This window comes from Agrobacterium sp. FDAARGOS_525 (assembly GCF_003938925.1).
Lineage (GTDB): Bacteria > Pseudomonadota > Alphaproteobacteria > Rhizobiales > Rhizobiaceae > Agrobacterium > Agrobacterium pusense.
Genome location: NZ_RKIU01000003.1, coordinates 1,387,386 through 1,403,848, shown reverse-complemented (window position 1 = coordinate 1,403,848; position 16,463 = coordinate 1,387,386). Strand labels below are relative to the sequence as shown.

13 protein-coding genes are annotated in these 16,463 nt (G+C 60.2%); all 13 read right to left on the bottom strand.

Annotated elements, in window-relative coordinates:
* Positions 1-2 precede the first annotated feature (2 nt).
* The 13 genes from EGT36_RS08055 to EGT36_RS07995 all read right to left on the bottom strand — a co-directional run bounded on the left by EGT36_RS08055 (position 3) and on the right by EGT36_RS07995 (position 16,439).
* Positions 3-566, bottom strand: a complete 564-nt coding sequence (locus EGT36_RS08055) for a NifU family protein (protein WP_035206694.1) — start codon at positions 564-566, stop codon at positions 3-5.
* Between the two features lie 144 nt (positions 567-710).
* Entirely contained in the window at positions 711-1,202 is a 492-nt protein-coding gene (locus EGT36_RS08050) for a universal stress protein (RefSeq protein WP_003503758.1), read from the bottom strand.
* A gap of 113 nt (positions 1,203-1,315) precedes the next feature.
* Entirely contained in the window at positions 1,316-2,380 is a 1,065-nt protein-coding gene (gene trpS / locus EGT36_RS08045; RefSeq protein WP_004439588.1) for a tryptophan--tRNA ligase, read from the bottom strand.
* A 103-nt stretch (positions 2,381-2,483) separates the two neighbouring features.
* On the bottom strand, positions 2,484-2,888 hold the full coding sequence (locus tag EGT36_RS08040; protein ID WP_035206693.1) for a VOC family protein: 405 nt from the start codon (positions 2,886-2,888) through the stop codon (positions 2,484-2,486).
* Positions 2,888-4,477, bottom strand: coding sequence for a murein biosynthesis integral membrane protein MurJ (gene murJ, locus EGT36_RS08035; RefSeq protein ID WP_037089399.1), 1,590 nt, complete (start codon positions 4,475-4,477; stop codon positions 2,888-2,890). Before murJ ends, EGT36_RS08040 begins: the two co-directional genes overlap by 1 nt.
* Before the next feature lie 7 nt (positions 4,478-4,484).
* Positions 4,485-7,313 carry a [protein-PII] uridylyltransferase gene (locus tag EGT36_RS08030; protein WP_035206692.1) on the bottom strand — a complete coding sequence of 943 codons (2,829 nt, stop codon included), beginning with the start codon at positions 7,311-7,313 and terminating at the stop codon, positions 4,485-4,487.
* A 96-nt stretch (positions 7,314-7,409) separates the two neighbouring features.
* Positions 7,410-10,061 carry a DNA mismatch repair protein MutS gene (mutS, locus tag EGT36_RS08025; protein WP_077986586.1) on the bottom strand — a complete coding sequence of 884 codons (2,652 nt, stop codon included), beginning with the start codon at positions 10,059-10,061 and terminating at the stop codon, positions 7,410-7,412.
* A gap of 189 nt (positions 10,062-10,250) precedes the next feature.
* Positions 10,251-11,132: a l-ornithine N(alpha)-acyltransferase gene (gene olsB, locus EGT36_RS08020; RefSeq protein ID WP_037089401.1), complete on the bottom strand. Its 882-nt coding sequence runs from the start codon at positions 11,130-11,132 to the stop codon at positions 10,251-10,253.
* 94 nt (positions 11,133-11,226) lie between these two features.
* Entirely contained in the window at positions 11,227-13,473 is a 2,247-nt protein-coding gene (locus EGT36_RS08015; RefSeq protein ID WP_125270231.1) for a hybrid sensor histidine kinase/response regulator, read from the bottom strand.
* A gap of 55 nt (positions 13,474-13,528) precedes the next feature.
* Positions 13,529-14,017, bottom strand: a complete 489-nt coding sequence (gene lspA, locus EGT36_RS08010; RefSeq protein WP_004439571.1) for a signal peptidase II — start codon at positions 14,015-14,017, stop codon at positions 13,529-13,531.
* Entirely contained in the window at positions 14,017-14,874 is an 858-nt protein-coding gene (locus tag EGT36_RS08005) for a TrmH family RNA methyltransferase (RefSeq protein ID WP_004439569.1), read from the bottom strand. The genes lspA and EGT36_RS08005 overlap by 1 nt, the downstream gene beginning before the upstream one ends.
* Positions 14,871-16,004 (bottom strand): RsmD family RNA methyltransferase, encoded by a 1,134-nt coding sequence (locus EGT36_RS08000; protein ID WP_037089403.1) that lies wholly within the window; start codon positions 16,002-16,004, stop codon positions 14,871-14,873. The genes EGT36_RS08005 and EGT36_RS08000 overlap by 4 nt, the downstream gene beginning before the upstream one ends.
* Positions 16,005-16,097: 93 nt before the next feature.
* The gene (locus EGT36_RS07995) at positions 16,098-16,439 is read right to left on the bottom strand and encodes a LapA family protein (protein ID WP_004439562.1); all 342 of its coding nucleotides are present in this window, start codon (positions 16,437-16,439) and stop codon (positions 16,098-16,100) included.
* Positions 16,440-16,463 lie beyond the last annotated feature (24 nt).

The window sequence follows — 16,463 nt, the reverse complement described above, 5'->3', positions numbered from 1 at the left end:
CATTATACCGCTTCGACTTCGCGCACTTCCGGCACGAAATGGCGAAGCAGATTCTGAACACCATGCTTCAGCGTGGCGGTGGAGGATGGGCAGCCCGAGCACGCGCCCTTCATGTTCAGGAACACCGTGCCGTCGCGGAAGCCGCGGAAGGTGATGTCGCCGCCGTCCTGCGCCACGGCGGGACGGACGCGGGTTTCCAGCAGTTCCTTGATGGTGGCGACGATGGTTTCATCACCCTCTTCGAAGAACTCGCCTTCCTCATCCGATACTTCGGCCGCAATGGCAGTGCCCATGATCGGGCGGCCGGACATGAAGTGTTCCATGATCGCGCCCAGAATGGCGGGCTTCAGGTGCTGCCATTCCGCGCCGTCCTTGGTGACGGTGATGAAATCGAAACCGAAATAAACGCCGGTCACACCCGGTATCATGAAGAGGCGCTCTGCCAGCGGCGAAGCCTGGGCCTGCGACGGGTTGAGGAACTCCACCGTTCCGCTTTCGAGCACGACCTTGCCCGGCAAGAACTTCAGCGTTATCGGGTTCGGCGTGGCTTCCGTCTGAATGAACATCGTCTGTCTCCTTCGAGGTCGCCGTTCACGCCCCGCAATTTAGAATTCTTCCAAAAAATACGCCCGGCGAAGCTACACTTCAAGCCCTGACATGATAATTACATTCAAGAAATCGTCAGGCCCTGAATCTCGCCCGAAACCGGATCAGCAGAGAGCGTCGATTTCCTCATCGGACAAAGTATCCGGCAACACGGTGACGGGGATCGGGAAGGCTGCCCCTCGCCCGGCGATGGAGGAAACGAGCGGTCCCGGACCTTCCTTCGTCGATCCCGCCGCCAGAACGAGAATGGCGATATCGCGGTCTTCCTCGATCAGCCCGTGGATCTGCTCGGTGGCGCTGCCTTCGCGGATCACCGCTTCCGGCTCGATGCCGATCGTCTCGCGCACCTTCTGGGCGATCTTGGCAAGCGTGGCTTCCGCCTCCTCGCGCGCCTCGGCCCGCATGATCTGCTCGACGCCAAGCCACTGCTGGAAATCGCCTTCCGGGATCATGTAAAGCAGCACCAGTCCGCCATTGGAGTTCTTGGCGCGACGACCGGCATAGTGCACGGCCCTCTCGCATTCCGGCGTGTCATCGATAACTGCAAGAAACTTGCGCCGATGCCCTTCCAGACGCGACAGCCGTTTTGAAACCATTCTGCACTCCCTAGGTCCGCCGTGATCCGTAAACCGCCCGACGGTTCGGGCGGAGATTATATCAAATCACGACAGGCGCAAACCGCCCGACGCATTCGAGCAGCAGCGACCTGTCAGCGCAGGAAGCCAATGATGTCGCGCACCTCGTTCATGGTCTTTTCGGCAATGGCGCCCGCCCGTTCGCCGCCCTGCTTGAGGATGGCGTCGATATGGGTCGGGTCATCGAGAAGGCGGCGCATCTCATTGTTGACGGGGGCCAGAACATTCACCGCGAGCTCGACCAGAGCCGGCTTGAAAGCCGAGAACTGTTGTCCGCCAAATTCGGAAAGAACGTCGGCCTTCGTCTTGTCGGAAAGCGCGGCATAGATGCCAACGAGGTTGTCGGCCTCGGGGCGACCTTTGAGGCCTTCCACTTCGCTCGGCAGCGCATCAGGATCGGTCTTTGCCTTCTTGATCTTCTTCGAGATGGCATCGACATCATCCATCAGGTTGATGCGCGACAGATCGGACGGGTCGGACTTCGACATCTTCTTGGTGCCGTCCTTCAACGACATCACGCGCGGGGCCGGACCGCCGATCAACGGCTCCACCATCGGGAAATAGGCGTGCACCGGCTCATCGCCGACCGTTATATCAAGCCCGAGGCCCGCCTTGCGGATATGGTCGCTGAAATCGATGTTGAATTTCTGGGCGATGTCGCGGGCGAGTTCCAGATGCTGTTTCTGGTCGTCACCAACAGGAACATGGGTGGCACGATAAACGAGAATGTCGGCAGCCATCAGGCTCGGATACGCAAGGAGGCCGAGCGACACCTGTTCGGCATTCTTGCCGGACTTGTCCTTGAACTGCGTCATCCGCTCCATCCAGCCAATGCGCGCCACGCAGTTGAACACCCAGGCCAGTTCCGCATGCTGCGGGACGGCCGACTGGTTGAAGACGATATGCTTCACCGGATCAATGCCCGAGGCGATGAAGGCGGCCGCGATAGAGCGGGTCTGCGCCTTCAGGTCCGAGTGAACGAGCTGGGCGGTGATGGCGTGCATGTCGACGACGCAATAGATGCAATCATTATCTTCCTGCAGCGCCACGAATTTGCGGATCGCGCCGAGATAATTGCCGAGATGCAGATTGCCGGTCGGCTGGACGCCCGAGAAAACCAGCGGCTTGAATGCGTTCATTGTCGTCCTCGAAAAGGCTTGTGGAGGGCCCCGCCCCGTGATTGGAATTGCACGCGCGCTTATGCACCCGCAGCCCCTCGCAATCAAGCGCTTTCAGGGCCTGTCAGCCGCGCGGTTCCAGAAGATCCCAACGATTTCCATAGGGATCGACAAAGACCGCAACGGAACCGTAAACCTCATGGCGAGGCTGTTCCAGAAAGCGCACGCCGCGGGCAAGCATCGTCTCATAATCGCGTTGGAAATTGTCGGTATGCAGGAAAAATCCGACACGGCCGCCGGTCTGGTTGCCGATGGCAAGGCGCTGCTCTTCACCATCGGCCTCGGCGAGCAGAAGGGCGCCACCGTCAGCGCCCCGCGGCGTGACCACCAGCCACCTCTTGCCGTCGTCCAGTGGCTGATCGGAGAGGCACTCGAAGCCGAGAACATCGCAATAAAACGCCTTCGCCCGATCGTAATCATCAACCATGAGGGTAACGAGGGCGATGCGGCGGTTTTCAGCAAAGGACATCAGCCAGCCTCCGTCTCGACGTTCTTTTTTCCGCGCTTGCGGACGGCCCGCTTCACCATGCCGATGTCGGCACCTCCAGACACGAAAGCCAGGACGAAATAAACCAGCATGGCGGCAAAGACGAGGCCCATGATCGTGCCGGCCCGCACGAAAATGGACGAGGCGGAAGACAGCTCGAAGGTCAGCCACGTCAGCGCATAATGCACAAATACGGCCATCAGTGCCGCGGCCACGAGCAGGCGCGGGATACGGGTGAGTAGCGGAATATCCAGGTGCCAGTGACCGCGCCACAAAAGCATGCCGAACAGCAGGGCGGCATTCACCCAGCCGGCGGTGATTTCGGCAATGGCAATGCCCGGGCCGCCAAGACGCGGGAAAAGCGTCAGTGCCAGCGAGACGTTCACGACAACCGAAATCGCCGCGAAAATCATTGGCGTACGGGTATCCTCGCGCGCGAAAAAGCCCGGAATGAAGGCCTTGATGAGCACGAAAGCTGGCAGGCCCAGACCGTAGATGCCAAGAATTTGCGCAACGGTGAAGGTGGCCGAGGACGAGAAATTGCCGCGCTCGTAAAGGAAACGAACGATGGGTTCGGCCATGACGAGAAGAGCGGCCGCAGCGGGGAGGGTCAGGAACAGCACGAACTCGACCGAGCGGTTCTGCAGGCTTCCGGCCTCCACCATATGGCCGCCGCGCAGCGCCCGCGCCAGTTCCGGCAGGAGCACCGTGGCAACAGCAATGCCGACGACGCCGAGCGGCAGTTGATAGATTCGGTCCGCATAGGCAAGCGAGGATATAACGCCCTCGCCGCCGGAAGCGATGTTGGTGTTGATGAGCAGATTGATCTGGGTAATGCCGCCGGTGATGGCTGCCGGCAGGGCAAGGACCAGAAGACGCTGCACGTTCTTGGTCAGCCGTGGTCTGCGGAAACCAATGCGCATGCCGGCATTGCGCACCGCAATCCAGACGATGGCGAGCTGCACAAGACCTGCCACCATAACGCCCCATGAGAGCGCGTAACCGACCTGGAGCGGATCGTAATTTTTCCACCATGCCAGCGCGAGCACGCCGATGAGAATGATGTTGAGGAAAACGGGAGCAATCGCAGCCGCGAAATAACGGTGCAGAGAGTTCAGCATGCCGCCCATCATCGCCGCCAGCGACATGCAGGCGAGATAGGGGAACATGATGGTGGCAAGGTGGATGGTGTTTTCGAACTTCACCGGGTCATCGACGAAACCGGGAGCAATCACCGTGCGCACGATGAAAGGCATCGACAGTTCCATCAGGATCGTCAAGGCCAGCAGCACCGTGAACAGGACGCCGAAGACCTCTTCCGAAAAGCGCCTTGCGCCTTCCATGCCATTCGCTTCGATTTCCTTGGCGAAAAGCGGCACGAAGGCAGAGTTGAATGCACCCTCGGCGAAAAGCCGCCGGAAGGTATTGGGAAAGCGGAAAGCGGCGTTGAAAGCATCCGCCACCGGCCCGGTGCCGACGGCGGCTGCCATCAGCGTTTCGCGCAGGAAGCCGAAGATGCGGCTGCCGAGCGTGGCTGTGCCGACTGTGGCGAACTTGCCGATGAGACTCATGGGACTTTCAAGCCTTTGCCGTGCGCGCGGCCGGCAGCGCCGCCACGTCTGGATGGGCGATGATGCCGTTTGGCATGCGGTCGCGCAATTCGTCTTCCTGCTCGCTCATGACCGCCTTCAAACGTTGCGCGATGCTGGCCTGCCGGTTGTCGTTCGTCACCTTCTGACCGAAGAGATCAGTGACGTAGAAGGTATCGATGACTTTTTCACCAAATGTCGTGATGCGGGCGGAGTGAATGTCGAGTGACAGGTCGGCGATGACAGCCGTCATGTCGGCCAGAAGCCCCGGCCGGTCGAGGCACTCGACCTCGATGACGGTGAACTTGTTGGACAAGCCATTCGAGATCGTCACCGAAGGTGGAATGGTGAAGGCGCTCTTTTTCTTCCGGCTCTTGGTGCGCGTGGCGATCATTTCCGGCAGGCGCTGCTTGCCGGAGAGAACTTCCTCGATCAGTTTGCCGACATTGTTGCCACGCCGCGTCTCGTCCTCGTCGATCGGAAATTCGCGGTTGATGAGGATCGTATCGAGCGCCCGCCCGTCTGAGGTGGTGAAAATCTGCGCATCGGCAATGTTGGCGCCGGCCGCGGCGCAGGCGCCGGTTATGATCGAAAGCAGGCGCGGATGGTCGGGCGCCAGAACGGTGATTTCCGTGATGGCGTGGAAGGAATGGGTGCGCACCATGGTCGAGAGCGCCTTTTCCTGCTTGTCCGCCTCGCGGATGAAGCGGGTGTGTCGCACCTGATCTTCCAGCGCCACCGTCAGGAGATAAGGCTCGTAATGCAGCTTGGTGTATTTGCGCCGCGCCTTCTGGCCCCAGTCATCAAGGGCGTCGTAGAGCGCCTGCCGGGCAATCTGTGCGCGCTCCTTGCGCGAAACTTCCGAGAAACCGCCGGAGAGAAGCAGTTCCGTCTCATAATAGAGCGAACGTAGCAGCTGTCCCTTCCAGCCATTCCACACACCCGGACCGACAGCCCTGATATCGCAGACGGTCAGGATGAGCAGCATCTTCAGCCGCTCCATGGATTGCACCTTGTCAGCAAAATCGGTGATGGTCTTGCGGTCGTGCAGGTCGCGCGTCTGGGCAACCATGGACATCAGAAGATGCTGCTCGATAAGCCAAACGACGGTTTCGGTCTGCTTGCCGGTGAGACGGAAGCGCTGGCAGAGCTTGCGGGCGACGCGGGCACCGGCGATCGAATGATCTTCCTGCCGGCCCTTGGCGACATCGTGCAGCAGCACCGCCACATAAAGCGCCTCGCGTTCCTCGACGCCGGGCATCAACTGATTGGCGAGCGGATGGGCATCGACAGCCGTTCCCTTATCCACTTCCGACAGCACGCCGACAGAACGAATGAGATGCTCGTCTACCGTGTAATGATGATACATGTTGAACTGCATCATCGCGACGATCTTGCCGAATTCGGGGATGAATTTGCCGAGCACGCCTGCCTCGTTCATACGGCGCAGCGTCAGCGCCGGATCACGGCGCGATGTCAGGATCGACAGGAAAAGCCGGTTTGCTTCCTCGTTTTCCCGCAGCTCGTCATTGATGAGCGAAAGCGAACGAGTGACCACGCGCAAGGCATCGGGGTGCAGTTCGAGATTGTTGATATCGGCGATATGGAAGAGCCGGATGAGGTTGACCGGGTCGTTCTTGAAGACGTCGGGTTTCGCGAGCGCGATGCGCCCCCGGTCCTCGACGAATTCCACGGAACCCGGAATCTTGCGAACGCGGTGGGCGAAGCGGCTGAGCACACCGGAAAGGCCCGGCACGTCCTTCGCCTGCCTGTCTTCCAGCCCGGCGCAGACGATGCGGGTCAGATCGCCGACATCCTTCGCCACGAGGAAATAGTGCTTCATGAAGCGCTCGACGGCGGAAAGGCCGGGGCGCGGCTGATAGTTCAGCGCATCGGCAATTTCGCGCTGAATATCGAAGGAAAGGCGTTCTTCCGCCTTGCCGGTGATGAAATGCATCTGGCAACGGACGGCCCAGAGAAAATCATCGGCCTTTTCGAACAGTTTCAGTTCTGACCGCGACAAAACGCCGAGTTTGACGAGATCGGCCGTATCACGGACGTGGTAATAATATTTGGCAATCCAGAACAGCGTGTGCAGGTCACGCAAGCCGCCCTTGCCTTCCTTGACGTTCGGCTCCACCAGATAACGCGTATCGCCGGCCTTGCGGTGGCGCTGGTCACGCTCGGCGAGCTTGGCGGCAATGAATTCCGGGCCTGTGCCGGTGACGACTTCTGACTCGAAGCGTTTTTCGAGATCGTCGGTCAGGGACTTCTTGCCGCAGATCGCCCGCACTTCCAAAATAGCGGTGCGGATCGTCATGTCGGATTTGGAGAGGCGAATGCACTCATCCACCGTGCGGGTTGCGTGGCCGACCTTGAAGCCGAGATCCCAGAGGAGATAGAGCACGAACTCCACGGCCTTGTGCATGTCAGGCGTGTTCTTGGTGGGAAGCAGGAACAGGAGGTCGATATCCGATCCCGGCGCCAGCGTGCCGCGTCCATAACCGCCAACCGCGGCGACAGCGATCTGTGGCGCATCTTTCGGATAGACGTATTGGCAGGAGAGATCATAGAGCGTTTCGATCAGCCGATCCTGCAGCCAGGAGATGCGACGGGCGCAATCAATACCGCTGCCATCGGCTTTGAGCAGTTCCCTGGCCTTTTCCCGGCCTTCCGTACTGGCCTTGCGGAAGATCGGCAGTAAATCGGACTTGATATCGGCGATGCGTTTGCCGTCTTCCCTGAAGATGACGTCGCAGTCTCGCTTCAGCGCCGATACATCGAGAATGTCGGAAAAATCCAGGTCCTTGATGGCCATCTATGCCGTTATCCATGTCCTGTGGGAAACCCCACCGCTTGCGATGGGAGTGTCCTATAAAGAGTTTCAGAGGCTATGGACAGGCACTCTATGCCTTCAAGCCTTGCCAAGTTCTTTCTTCAACGCATAGAGCGCGTCCAATGCCTCACGCGGTGTCATTTCGTCCGGATTGAAGCTTTTCAGGGCTTCCTCCACCTTTGATGGTCCTGCCTTGCGCGTTTCCTCGCGGCGAACCGCGATCTGGAACAGCGGGAGATCATCAATCAGCTGGCTTGCCGGGTTCTTGCGGTCGGCATCTTCGAGCTTCGTCAGCACCTCGCGGGCGCGTTCCACCACCGAAGCCGGCAAGCCCGCAAGCCGTGCGACCTGAATGCCGTAGGAACGATCCGCAGCGCCCGGTCCGACTTCGTGCAGGAAGATGACGTCACCTTCCCACTCCTTCACCCGCATCGTGGCATTGGAAAGGCGGCCAAGTTTTTCCGACAACACCGTCAGCTCATGAAAATGCGTCGCGAAGAGGCCACGGCAGCGATTGACCTCATGCAGGTGCTCCACCGACGCCCAGGCGATGGAAAGTCCGTCGAAGGTCGCCGTACCCCGGCCGATCTCGTCCAGAATGACCAGCGAGCGGTCCGTCGCCTGATTGAGGATGGCGGCGGTTTCCACCATCTCCACCATGAATGTCGAGCGGCCACGCGCCAGATCGTCAGACGCGCCGACACGTGAGAACAACCGGTCCACAACGCCGATATGGGCAGCTTCCGCCGGCACGAAGGAACCGATCTGCGCAAGGATGGCGATCAGCGCATTCTGGCGCAGGAAGGTCGATTTACCGCCCATGTTGGGACCGGTGAGCAGCCAGATCGCGCCGTTCTTGCCGCCATTGACCGCCGACAGATCGCAATTGTTGGCGATGAACGGCCCAGCTGACTGCCGCCTCAGCGCCTGTTCTACAACCGGGTGTCGCCCACCCTTGATCGAAAAGGTCATAGAGGCGTCGACGATCGGTCGGCAATAGGCCTGTTCGGTTGCGAGATAGGCGAGGCTCGAGGCGACATCGATGACCGCAAGCGCCAGCGCGCCGGCCTTGATCGCGTCGGCCTGCTGCACCACCGCCTTGACCATCCGTTCGAAGGCTTCCAGCTCCATGGTGAGGGCTTCGGCAGCAGCATTGGCGATGCGGCTTTCGAGATCGGCAAGCTCGGTGGTGGTGAAACGCATGGCACCGGCCATCGTCTGGCGGTGGATGAAGCGGGCCTTCGCCTCGTCGGTCGCCGTCATCACATCGGCATTGCCCGCCGTCACCTCGATGAAATAGCCCAGCACGTTGTTATGCTTGATCTTGAGCGACTTGATGCCGGTCTCCTCGGCATATTGCAGCTGCAGGCCGGCGATCACCCGACGCGACTGATCGCGCAGCGCCCGCACCTCATCGAGTTCGGGATTGGCGCCCTCACGCAGGAAGCCGCCATCGCGCTTCAGAAGCGGCAGATCGTCGGCCAGCATCGAGCCGAGCATCGCTTCCAGCCCGCTCGGCAAGGCTTTCAGATCCGCAAGGGCTGAGGCAAGCTCCTCCGGCAACAGCCCCTGATCGAGAATGGCGGCAATTCTCTCGGCCGACGCCAAGCCCTGCCGGATCGCGCCGAGATCGCGCGGGCCGCCGCGCTCCAGCGCAAGGCGGGAAAGCGCGCGCGGCATATCGGCCACCTGCTTCAGCGCATCGCGCAGACCGTCGCAGAGGGAGACATCGTCAATCAGATAAGCAACCGCGTCGAGACGGGCATTGATCCTCTCCGGATCGGTCAAGGGTGACATCAGCCGCTCGGCGAGAAGCCGCGCACCGCCGCCGGTGACCGTTCGGTTCAGCGCATGCAGCAACGAGCCATCCCTCTCACCCGAGAGCGTCTTCACCAGTTCCAGATTGGCTCGGGTGGCGGGATCGATGAACAACGTGGAGGCAGCGCTTTCGCGTTCCGGCGCGCCGAGCGGCGGGCGCTCGGCAATCTGCGTTTTTTCGACATAGGCAACGGCGGCAGCGGCAGCGGCCATTTCCACGCGCGAAAACGTGCCGAAACCATCGAGCGTCGAGACGTTGAAGTAACGCGCGATCCGCCCTTCAGCCGTAGCGCTGTCGAACAGAATGGCCGGCTGCGGCACCGCCACGCGGCCCAGCATATCGAACACCGGCCGCAATTCCTCGTCGTGGAACAGGCTGTCGGCAACGATCAGCTCGCGCGGGTCGATACGCCAGATATCGGCAAGAAGCCGCGTCAGCGTCGTTTCCGCCAGACGGAAGACGCCGGTGGAAATATCAATCCAGGCAAGCGCGAACTGTGCCTCCGCACTGCCGCGAATACGAGCAAGCGCCATCAGATAGTTGGATTCCGTTGGCGAAAGCAGCTTTTCTTCGGTGAGCGTGCCAGGCGTGACAAGCCGCACCACATCGCGTTTTACCACGGATTTCGATCCGCGCTTCTTCGCCTCGGCCGGGTCTTCGACCTGCTCGCAGACGGCAACGCGATAGCCGCGCATGATGAGCTTCTGGAGATAATCATCCGCAGCATGGACGGGAACGCCGCACATGGGAATATCGTGACCCATATGCTGGCCACGTTTCGTCAGCGTGATACCGAGAGCGCGGGAAGCTTCCACCGCATCGTCAAAGAACAATTCGTAAAAATCGCCCATGCGGTAGAACAGCAGCGAACCGGGATTGTTCGCCTTGATTTCGATATATTGCTCCATCATCGGAGTGGCCGTCGCACGGCTCTCTTCCGAGATCAGGGAAGCGGTTGTCAGAACGTCCGTCAATGGCCTGCCGATGTCATATCGTGTTGCGGAAAAGGAGCGCTGACACTAACGGGAATGGCTACCTCAAGACAACACGCACGGTACCGCTGCCCACAGGAACATCCCCTCCGGCTACGCAGAACCCGCTCAGCCGTTGATACGTTCGGTCTCGCCGCCATAATAGCTGATGTATCGGCCGGCGATCGACGAAACCGGCAGCACCACCAGCACGTCGGTCGTGTTGAAGGCGTGGTCTACCACTGCGCCGGAGCCGAACATGGCGCCGAGGCGCATATAACCCTTGATCAGAGGCGGCATGGCGTTCAGCGCCTTGCGGGCGTTCAGGGCTTCTGCCGGAACGAGGTCCATTTCATGGTAGAGCTCAGGAAGAGCAACCGCCTCCCACTCCCCCTTCGCAAGGCAGTTATGGTGCAGGAAAGACAAGGCGAGCGCATGTGCTTCCGGCTGCACACCCGGGAAGGAGGCGCAGCCGATCATGGCGTCCATCCGGTGTTTGACGGCGTAGGACCAGTTGCCCTGCCACAGAAGCTCGACGGTGCGCTTGGTACGATATTCCGGCAGCACGCAGGAGCGGCCAAGCTCCATGAAGCGCTTGCCCGGGTGGCGCGCAACGAGACCGGCGATGTCGAATTCGCTGGCGGAATAAAAGCCATTATTGGTGAGCGCGACTTCCTGACGCAGCAGGCGATAGGTGCCGACGATCTGATCTTCGCTGTCGCCCTCGATCGACTTGTCGAGCACGAGCAGATGGTCACACACACTGTCCCAGGCGTCGAAGTCGCGCTGGCGCCGCATCGCTTCTGCCGGAAGCCTTGCCTTCATCTCCTCGACGAACACCCGGTACCGCACGGACTGCGCAGCATCAATCTCGCGTTCATTTCTGGCAAGCCGGGTTTCCAGCGTGCCGATGCGACCGAAAAGGCCCTCATTGTCCTGAGCTGTCTCCGGACGAGGAGTAATGACAACATTGTTTTCACAAATGTCGTGATTGAGGATTTCGGCAACCATGGGGAATCGCTCCGCCACCAAAGAATTTTCCTGTCATAAATCACTATTTAACGACAGAATAGTGACAAAATGCAGCCAGAGCGAGTCTGTCAATTTACGATAGCGACAGGCGTTTCGCCTCCAGCAGACGACGGATTTCCTCAACCAGCCGTCGCGGGTCGGCAGGTTTCGTCAAAATCGCGCCAGCACCAGCCTTCAGCAGGATTTCGGCGGTCGCGTCACTGGTATCGCCGCTGAGCACGATGACAGGAATATTTCTTTCGCCCTGCAGCATATGGAGGAGGTCAGGGAGCGCTTGGAGCCCGTCGCCGCCCGGCATGTTGAGGTCGGAGACTATGAGATCAGGCAAACGGGATACGCCCTGCTCCAGAGATTGCCGCAAGGCCGCAAAATCCCCGACGGCGCGGACGATATAGCCGCTTTTTTCCAGAACGGCGCGGATGATGCGCTGATTAACAGCATCGTCTTCCGCCACGAGTACCTCGATACCGCTCGCTCTCTCCACCACCCGCGAGGAAAATCCCACATCCGGGTGGTTGTCGTTGATGGCGTCCCGTCGCTCTATGCCGCGCAGACGACCGCACAATACGTCGATGAGGGATTTTTCCCGCAGCGGCCGGATCAACCACGCGTCGAAGGCCACATGCATTGTCGATGGCCGCTCTTCGGGGCTGACGAGCAGCGTGCGGCGAACATTGCCGTCCGGCCAATCCTTCAGTGCATCTTTGAACAACGGCGAAATGCGCCGGTCGACGATGACATCGGTAAGGGGGGCGGTCCCGATGGCGGAACTCTTCCTCAGCTTTTCCAGATCTTCAGGCTGATGGATAAGTGTGCATTGCCCGCCGAAGGCCTCGATCGCCTCCATCGTGACCGCTGCCGCCACACCCCTTGGTGCGACGAGCAGGACATTTGTATGTCGCAGGCAATGGCGCCGCGCCGGATCCGCCATTTCGGCAGGCGCGCCTCCCGGGCGAAACGCCAGCTTGAAAGTGCTACCCTTGCCCTTGCGGCTGGAAACCGTGAGACGGCCGCCAAATTCCCGCACGATACGGGCGGAGATCGCAAGTCCAAGGCCCGTGCCTGCGCTTCGCTGCGACAACGGGCCAGCCTGTTCGAATTCCCCAAAAATACGGGCCTGTTCCGCCCGGCTCATGCCCGGGCCGGTGTCTTCGACGGCGATGTGCAATTCGTCACCGATCATGCGCGCCCGGATGACGACGCCGCCTTCCCGCGTGAATTTGACGGCATTGCCGAGGAGATTGAAGAGGACCTGACGAAGCCTCGCCGGATCGAAATCGAGATGATCGGATACTTCAGGCGCAACGAAGGATGTAATCTCTATACCTTTTTCATGGGCGCGATGGGCGAGCATCTCAACGATGCTCTCAATCAGCCGCCGCAGGTTCTCCGCGCGCGGATTGAGCCTGAAGCGGCCAGCCTCCATGGTCGAATAATCCAGCAGATCCTCGACCAGCTGCACCAGTGACTGGCCGGATTGCCGCATGCCATCGAGATAGTTGCGCTGCTCATCGCTGAGTTTCGTCTGCGCCAGAAGATGGTTCATGCCGAGCATGCCGGAAAGCGGCAGGCGGATTTCATGACTCACCGTGGCAAGCAGCCTCGCCTTTTCCGCCTCGGCCTTTTCGGCGCGCAGGCGGGCATCTTCCCTTTCGGCAAGTGCAAGCCGCTCCTCAGTCACATCTCTGGCGATGCTGCTGATGTGAAGACGGCTGCTTGCCAGATCGCGGGTCACGACATCATGCCAGGAGAAGATGCGCTGACCGAACGGGGTCGCGATCTCCACATCATAAGCGTGGACCTTTTCGCCCGGGCGGAAAGCGATGCCGATTTCCTCGCAGCTCAACCCTTCCGGGGCCGTGCAGCCGGTCATTTCGCGAAACACTCTATTCGCCTCGACAATACGCCGGTTCATGTCGCGGATCACGACTATATCGCCCATGAACTCCTGCATTTCGGCAATCAGAGACCGGTTTTGCGTCTGGCGCAGCCGGAGATCTGCTTCTGCAGCCAGGGCATCGGGCCGATGCAAAGACTCATCAAAGAGCGCATGGAAAAGGACACCGACGAGCACTGCGCCGAAGAAGATCGCCATCGCAACAGTCACAGCATAAGGCACTGCAAGCGCGATAAGGGAAGCGGAAAAAGCCCCGACCGATAACGACACGGCGACATAGAGCGCGATCGACCCGGTACCGGTCGCATGTCCTTCATCTGCAGGGCGTGCCGTCGTATCGAGACGATCCGCAGGCTGCACCGTTGTGGCAGCCGGGCCAAGGCCATCCGAGACTTTTTGCCGAAGTTTTGCCAGTTCGCTCATAGGCAACCGCTACCACGGCAGCGGTTTTGATATGTTTGGCCGAAACGGTAAAATTTTACTTTTTAGCCGCCCGGGCGTGCAAAAACTCGTCGAGAATGACGCAGCCTGCACCGATGGTTATGAAACTGTCAGCAAGGTTGAAAACAGCGAAGGACCATGTCTGGGTGTGGAACAGGATATAGTCGATGACGTGCCCGTAAAAGAAGCGGTCTAGAAGATTACCCGCTGCTCCGGCGATGATGAAGGCAAAACCGAGATGGGCGAAGGTGCGATCGGCAGCAGTCTTGCGCCATAGCCACAGAACGAAGACAACGATGACGAGCCGCATGCTGACGATGAACCACCCGTGCATGTCTTCGAGCATGGAAAAGGCGACACCAAGATTGTAGGTGCGGTAAAGCGCCAGAAACGGCGCGACAGGCACCATCTCCTGCAGCGGCAGATAGGCCTCGACCAGCTGCTTGACGATTTGATCCAGCACCAGCGCGGCGACGATCAGGGCAAAGGCCGGGCCAAATTTCGAGAACAATGCCGCCTTGGCCATTACGTCACCGGTGCGAGTTCGAGGAGATGTCGCCGTGCTTCGAACAGCATGACGGCGGTTGCGATGGCGAGATTAAGGCTGTCTGCGCGACCCTGCTGGGGAATGCGCGCCAGCTGGTCGGCCTTGCCGGCAAGCTCCGGCGGAAGGCCGGATTGTTCATTGCCCATCAGGATCACGACCGGCTTGCCGGCATAATCGATCTTTCGATAATCCACAGAACCGGCAAGATGGGTGGCGACGACGCTGACATGTGCCGATTTTTTCCAGGACAGGAATTCCTCGACCGAGGCGCGCGCAACGGGCGTGGCGAAGACCGAACCCATGGTGGCGCGTACCGTTTCCAGCGAAAATGGGTCCGTGCAATCCCCGACCAGAATGACCCCCGAGGCACCAGCCGCGTCCGCTGTGCGGATGATGGTGCCGAGATTGCCGGGATCACGAACCCGGTCGAGTGCGATATAGGTCTCGCCCTTTTCCGGCCGGATATCCTTCAACGGCTTCCATTTCTGCTCGAAAATGCCGACGACCATTTGCGGATTGTCTCGGCGGGTGATCGAGGCGATGACCTTTTCGCTGACTTCGAGCACCAGCCCGCCGGATGCGACCGTCTTCACCGCCGCCTGCTCCACCAGCGGCTTGCCCTTGGCGGCCTTGGCGTAAACCAGCGTCTTTATCGTCCAGCCGAGTTCGAGGGCATCGATGACCAGCTTCAGGCCTTCCGCCATGAAAGTGCCGGTCTCCTCCCTGCCCTTTTTCTGGGTGAGCGCCTTAATGTCCTTGATGATGGGATTGGCGAGGCTGGTCACTTCCTTGACCTGACCAACCCGGCGCGTTGTATTTTCGCGCATATCCTTCATTTCGGCTCCCAGCGGCTGAACAGCGATGTGGAAAGCACGCGGCCCGGCGTCTTGCCGTCCAGCCCGGCTTCACGGATGACAAGTTCGCCGGACGTGACGACGCCAGCGGCGCCGCGCATGGTTTCACGCATCAGCTCATGCATTGAATAGAAGCTCGCCCTGATCGAATAGGCTGTCAGCACCAGGCCGAGCGCCTTGGGCGACAGGATTTCCCGGCAGATGTCCAGCATCAGAGGCAGATGGTCGAACAATTGCCAGACCTCGCCGTGGGTCCCGCGGCCGAACTTCGGCGGGTCGGTGAGGATGATATCGTAGCTGTTGCCGCGGCGTTCCTCACGCTGGATGAACTTCATGGCGTCTTCGCAGATCCAGCGGATCGGCGCCTGCTCGAGCCGGGCAAGGGCCTGATTTTCCTTGGCCCAGCCGATCGCCTTCTTGGAGGCATCGACGTGGGTGACTTCAGCGCCCGCAGCCGCCGCAACCAGCGAGGCGACGCCTGTATAACCGAACAGATTGAGCACCTTCAGCGGCCGGTCAGCCGTCTCGATGGAATGTTTCAGCCACTCCCAATGAACGATCTGCTCGGGAAAGACGCCAACATGCCGGAAAGCCGTGAAGCGGCCGAGAAAATCGACGCCCAAGAGCGACAGGGGCCAGGTTTCTCCGAGCGCTTCCTTGGGAAACCGCCAGCGGCCCATGCCGTCCTCGTCCGTATCGCCGGTAAAGACGGCATCGGCATTCTGCCATACGCGGTCGGGGATCGACGGTCTCCAGAGCGCCTGCGCCTCGGGACGGACGATGCGATAATCGCCATATTGCTCGAGCTTCAGGCCGTTGCCGCTATCGATGAGGTGAAAATCACCGGCGCCGCTCGATTCCAGAATGACGGGAACCTGTTCCGCAGGCAGTGCGCCGGTGCGCTGCATCAGTGCGCGCGCAGGAACCTGTTCGATGGCGGCGGCTACAACGGTTTTTTCCTTCGGTGCGGCCTTCTGCACGCCGCGCACCGCATCCGGCTCGCGCTTTTTCGGCGCGGGATCCGCGCGGCGCGCCGGCTTTGCGGCATGAGCCTGTTTTTTCTCGTTTCCGGCTCGCGCGCGATTGCCCGGCCGGCTGTCTTTTTTCTTCAATGGAAATCTTTCCGCTTTTGCCCGCGTCTTATCGCGCCAGCAAATAACATTCCGTAGGCCGCTCGACTAGAGCCGGGACCAATGCTGGCGCCATCACTTTGCCGGGAGTTGTCCCGCCTGTGGAAGCTGGCCGGCCGCGGCAGCCTTTTGACGGTTGGCCTCGTCGTGCCAGCGAACGGCTTCCTTCGCCTCGATGCGGGCGCGTTTGCGATGTTTGCCTTGAGCGAACCAGGTGGCCGCAGACCCCAGCAGCACACCAAAAATGACCGCCAGAAACAGGAAAACGAAAAATGGCGCGGTGAAGGACAGAACGCCGTCTTCCGGTCGGAAGGGGTTGAGCGCCAACGTCACGGACTGACGATTGGCAACACACAGGATGACGAGGATAATCGCCAGCGGAAGCAGGATGATGAGGTTGATGATTTTTTTTGACATCCGAAAATACTCCATCGCCGCGAG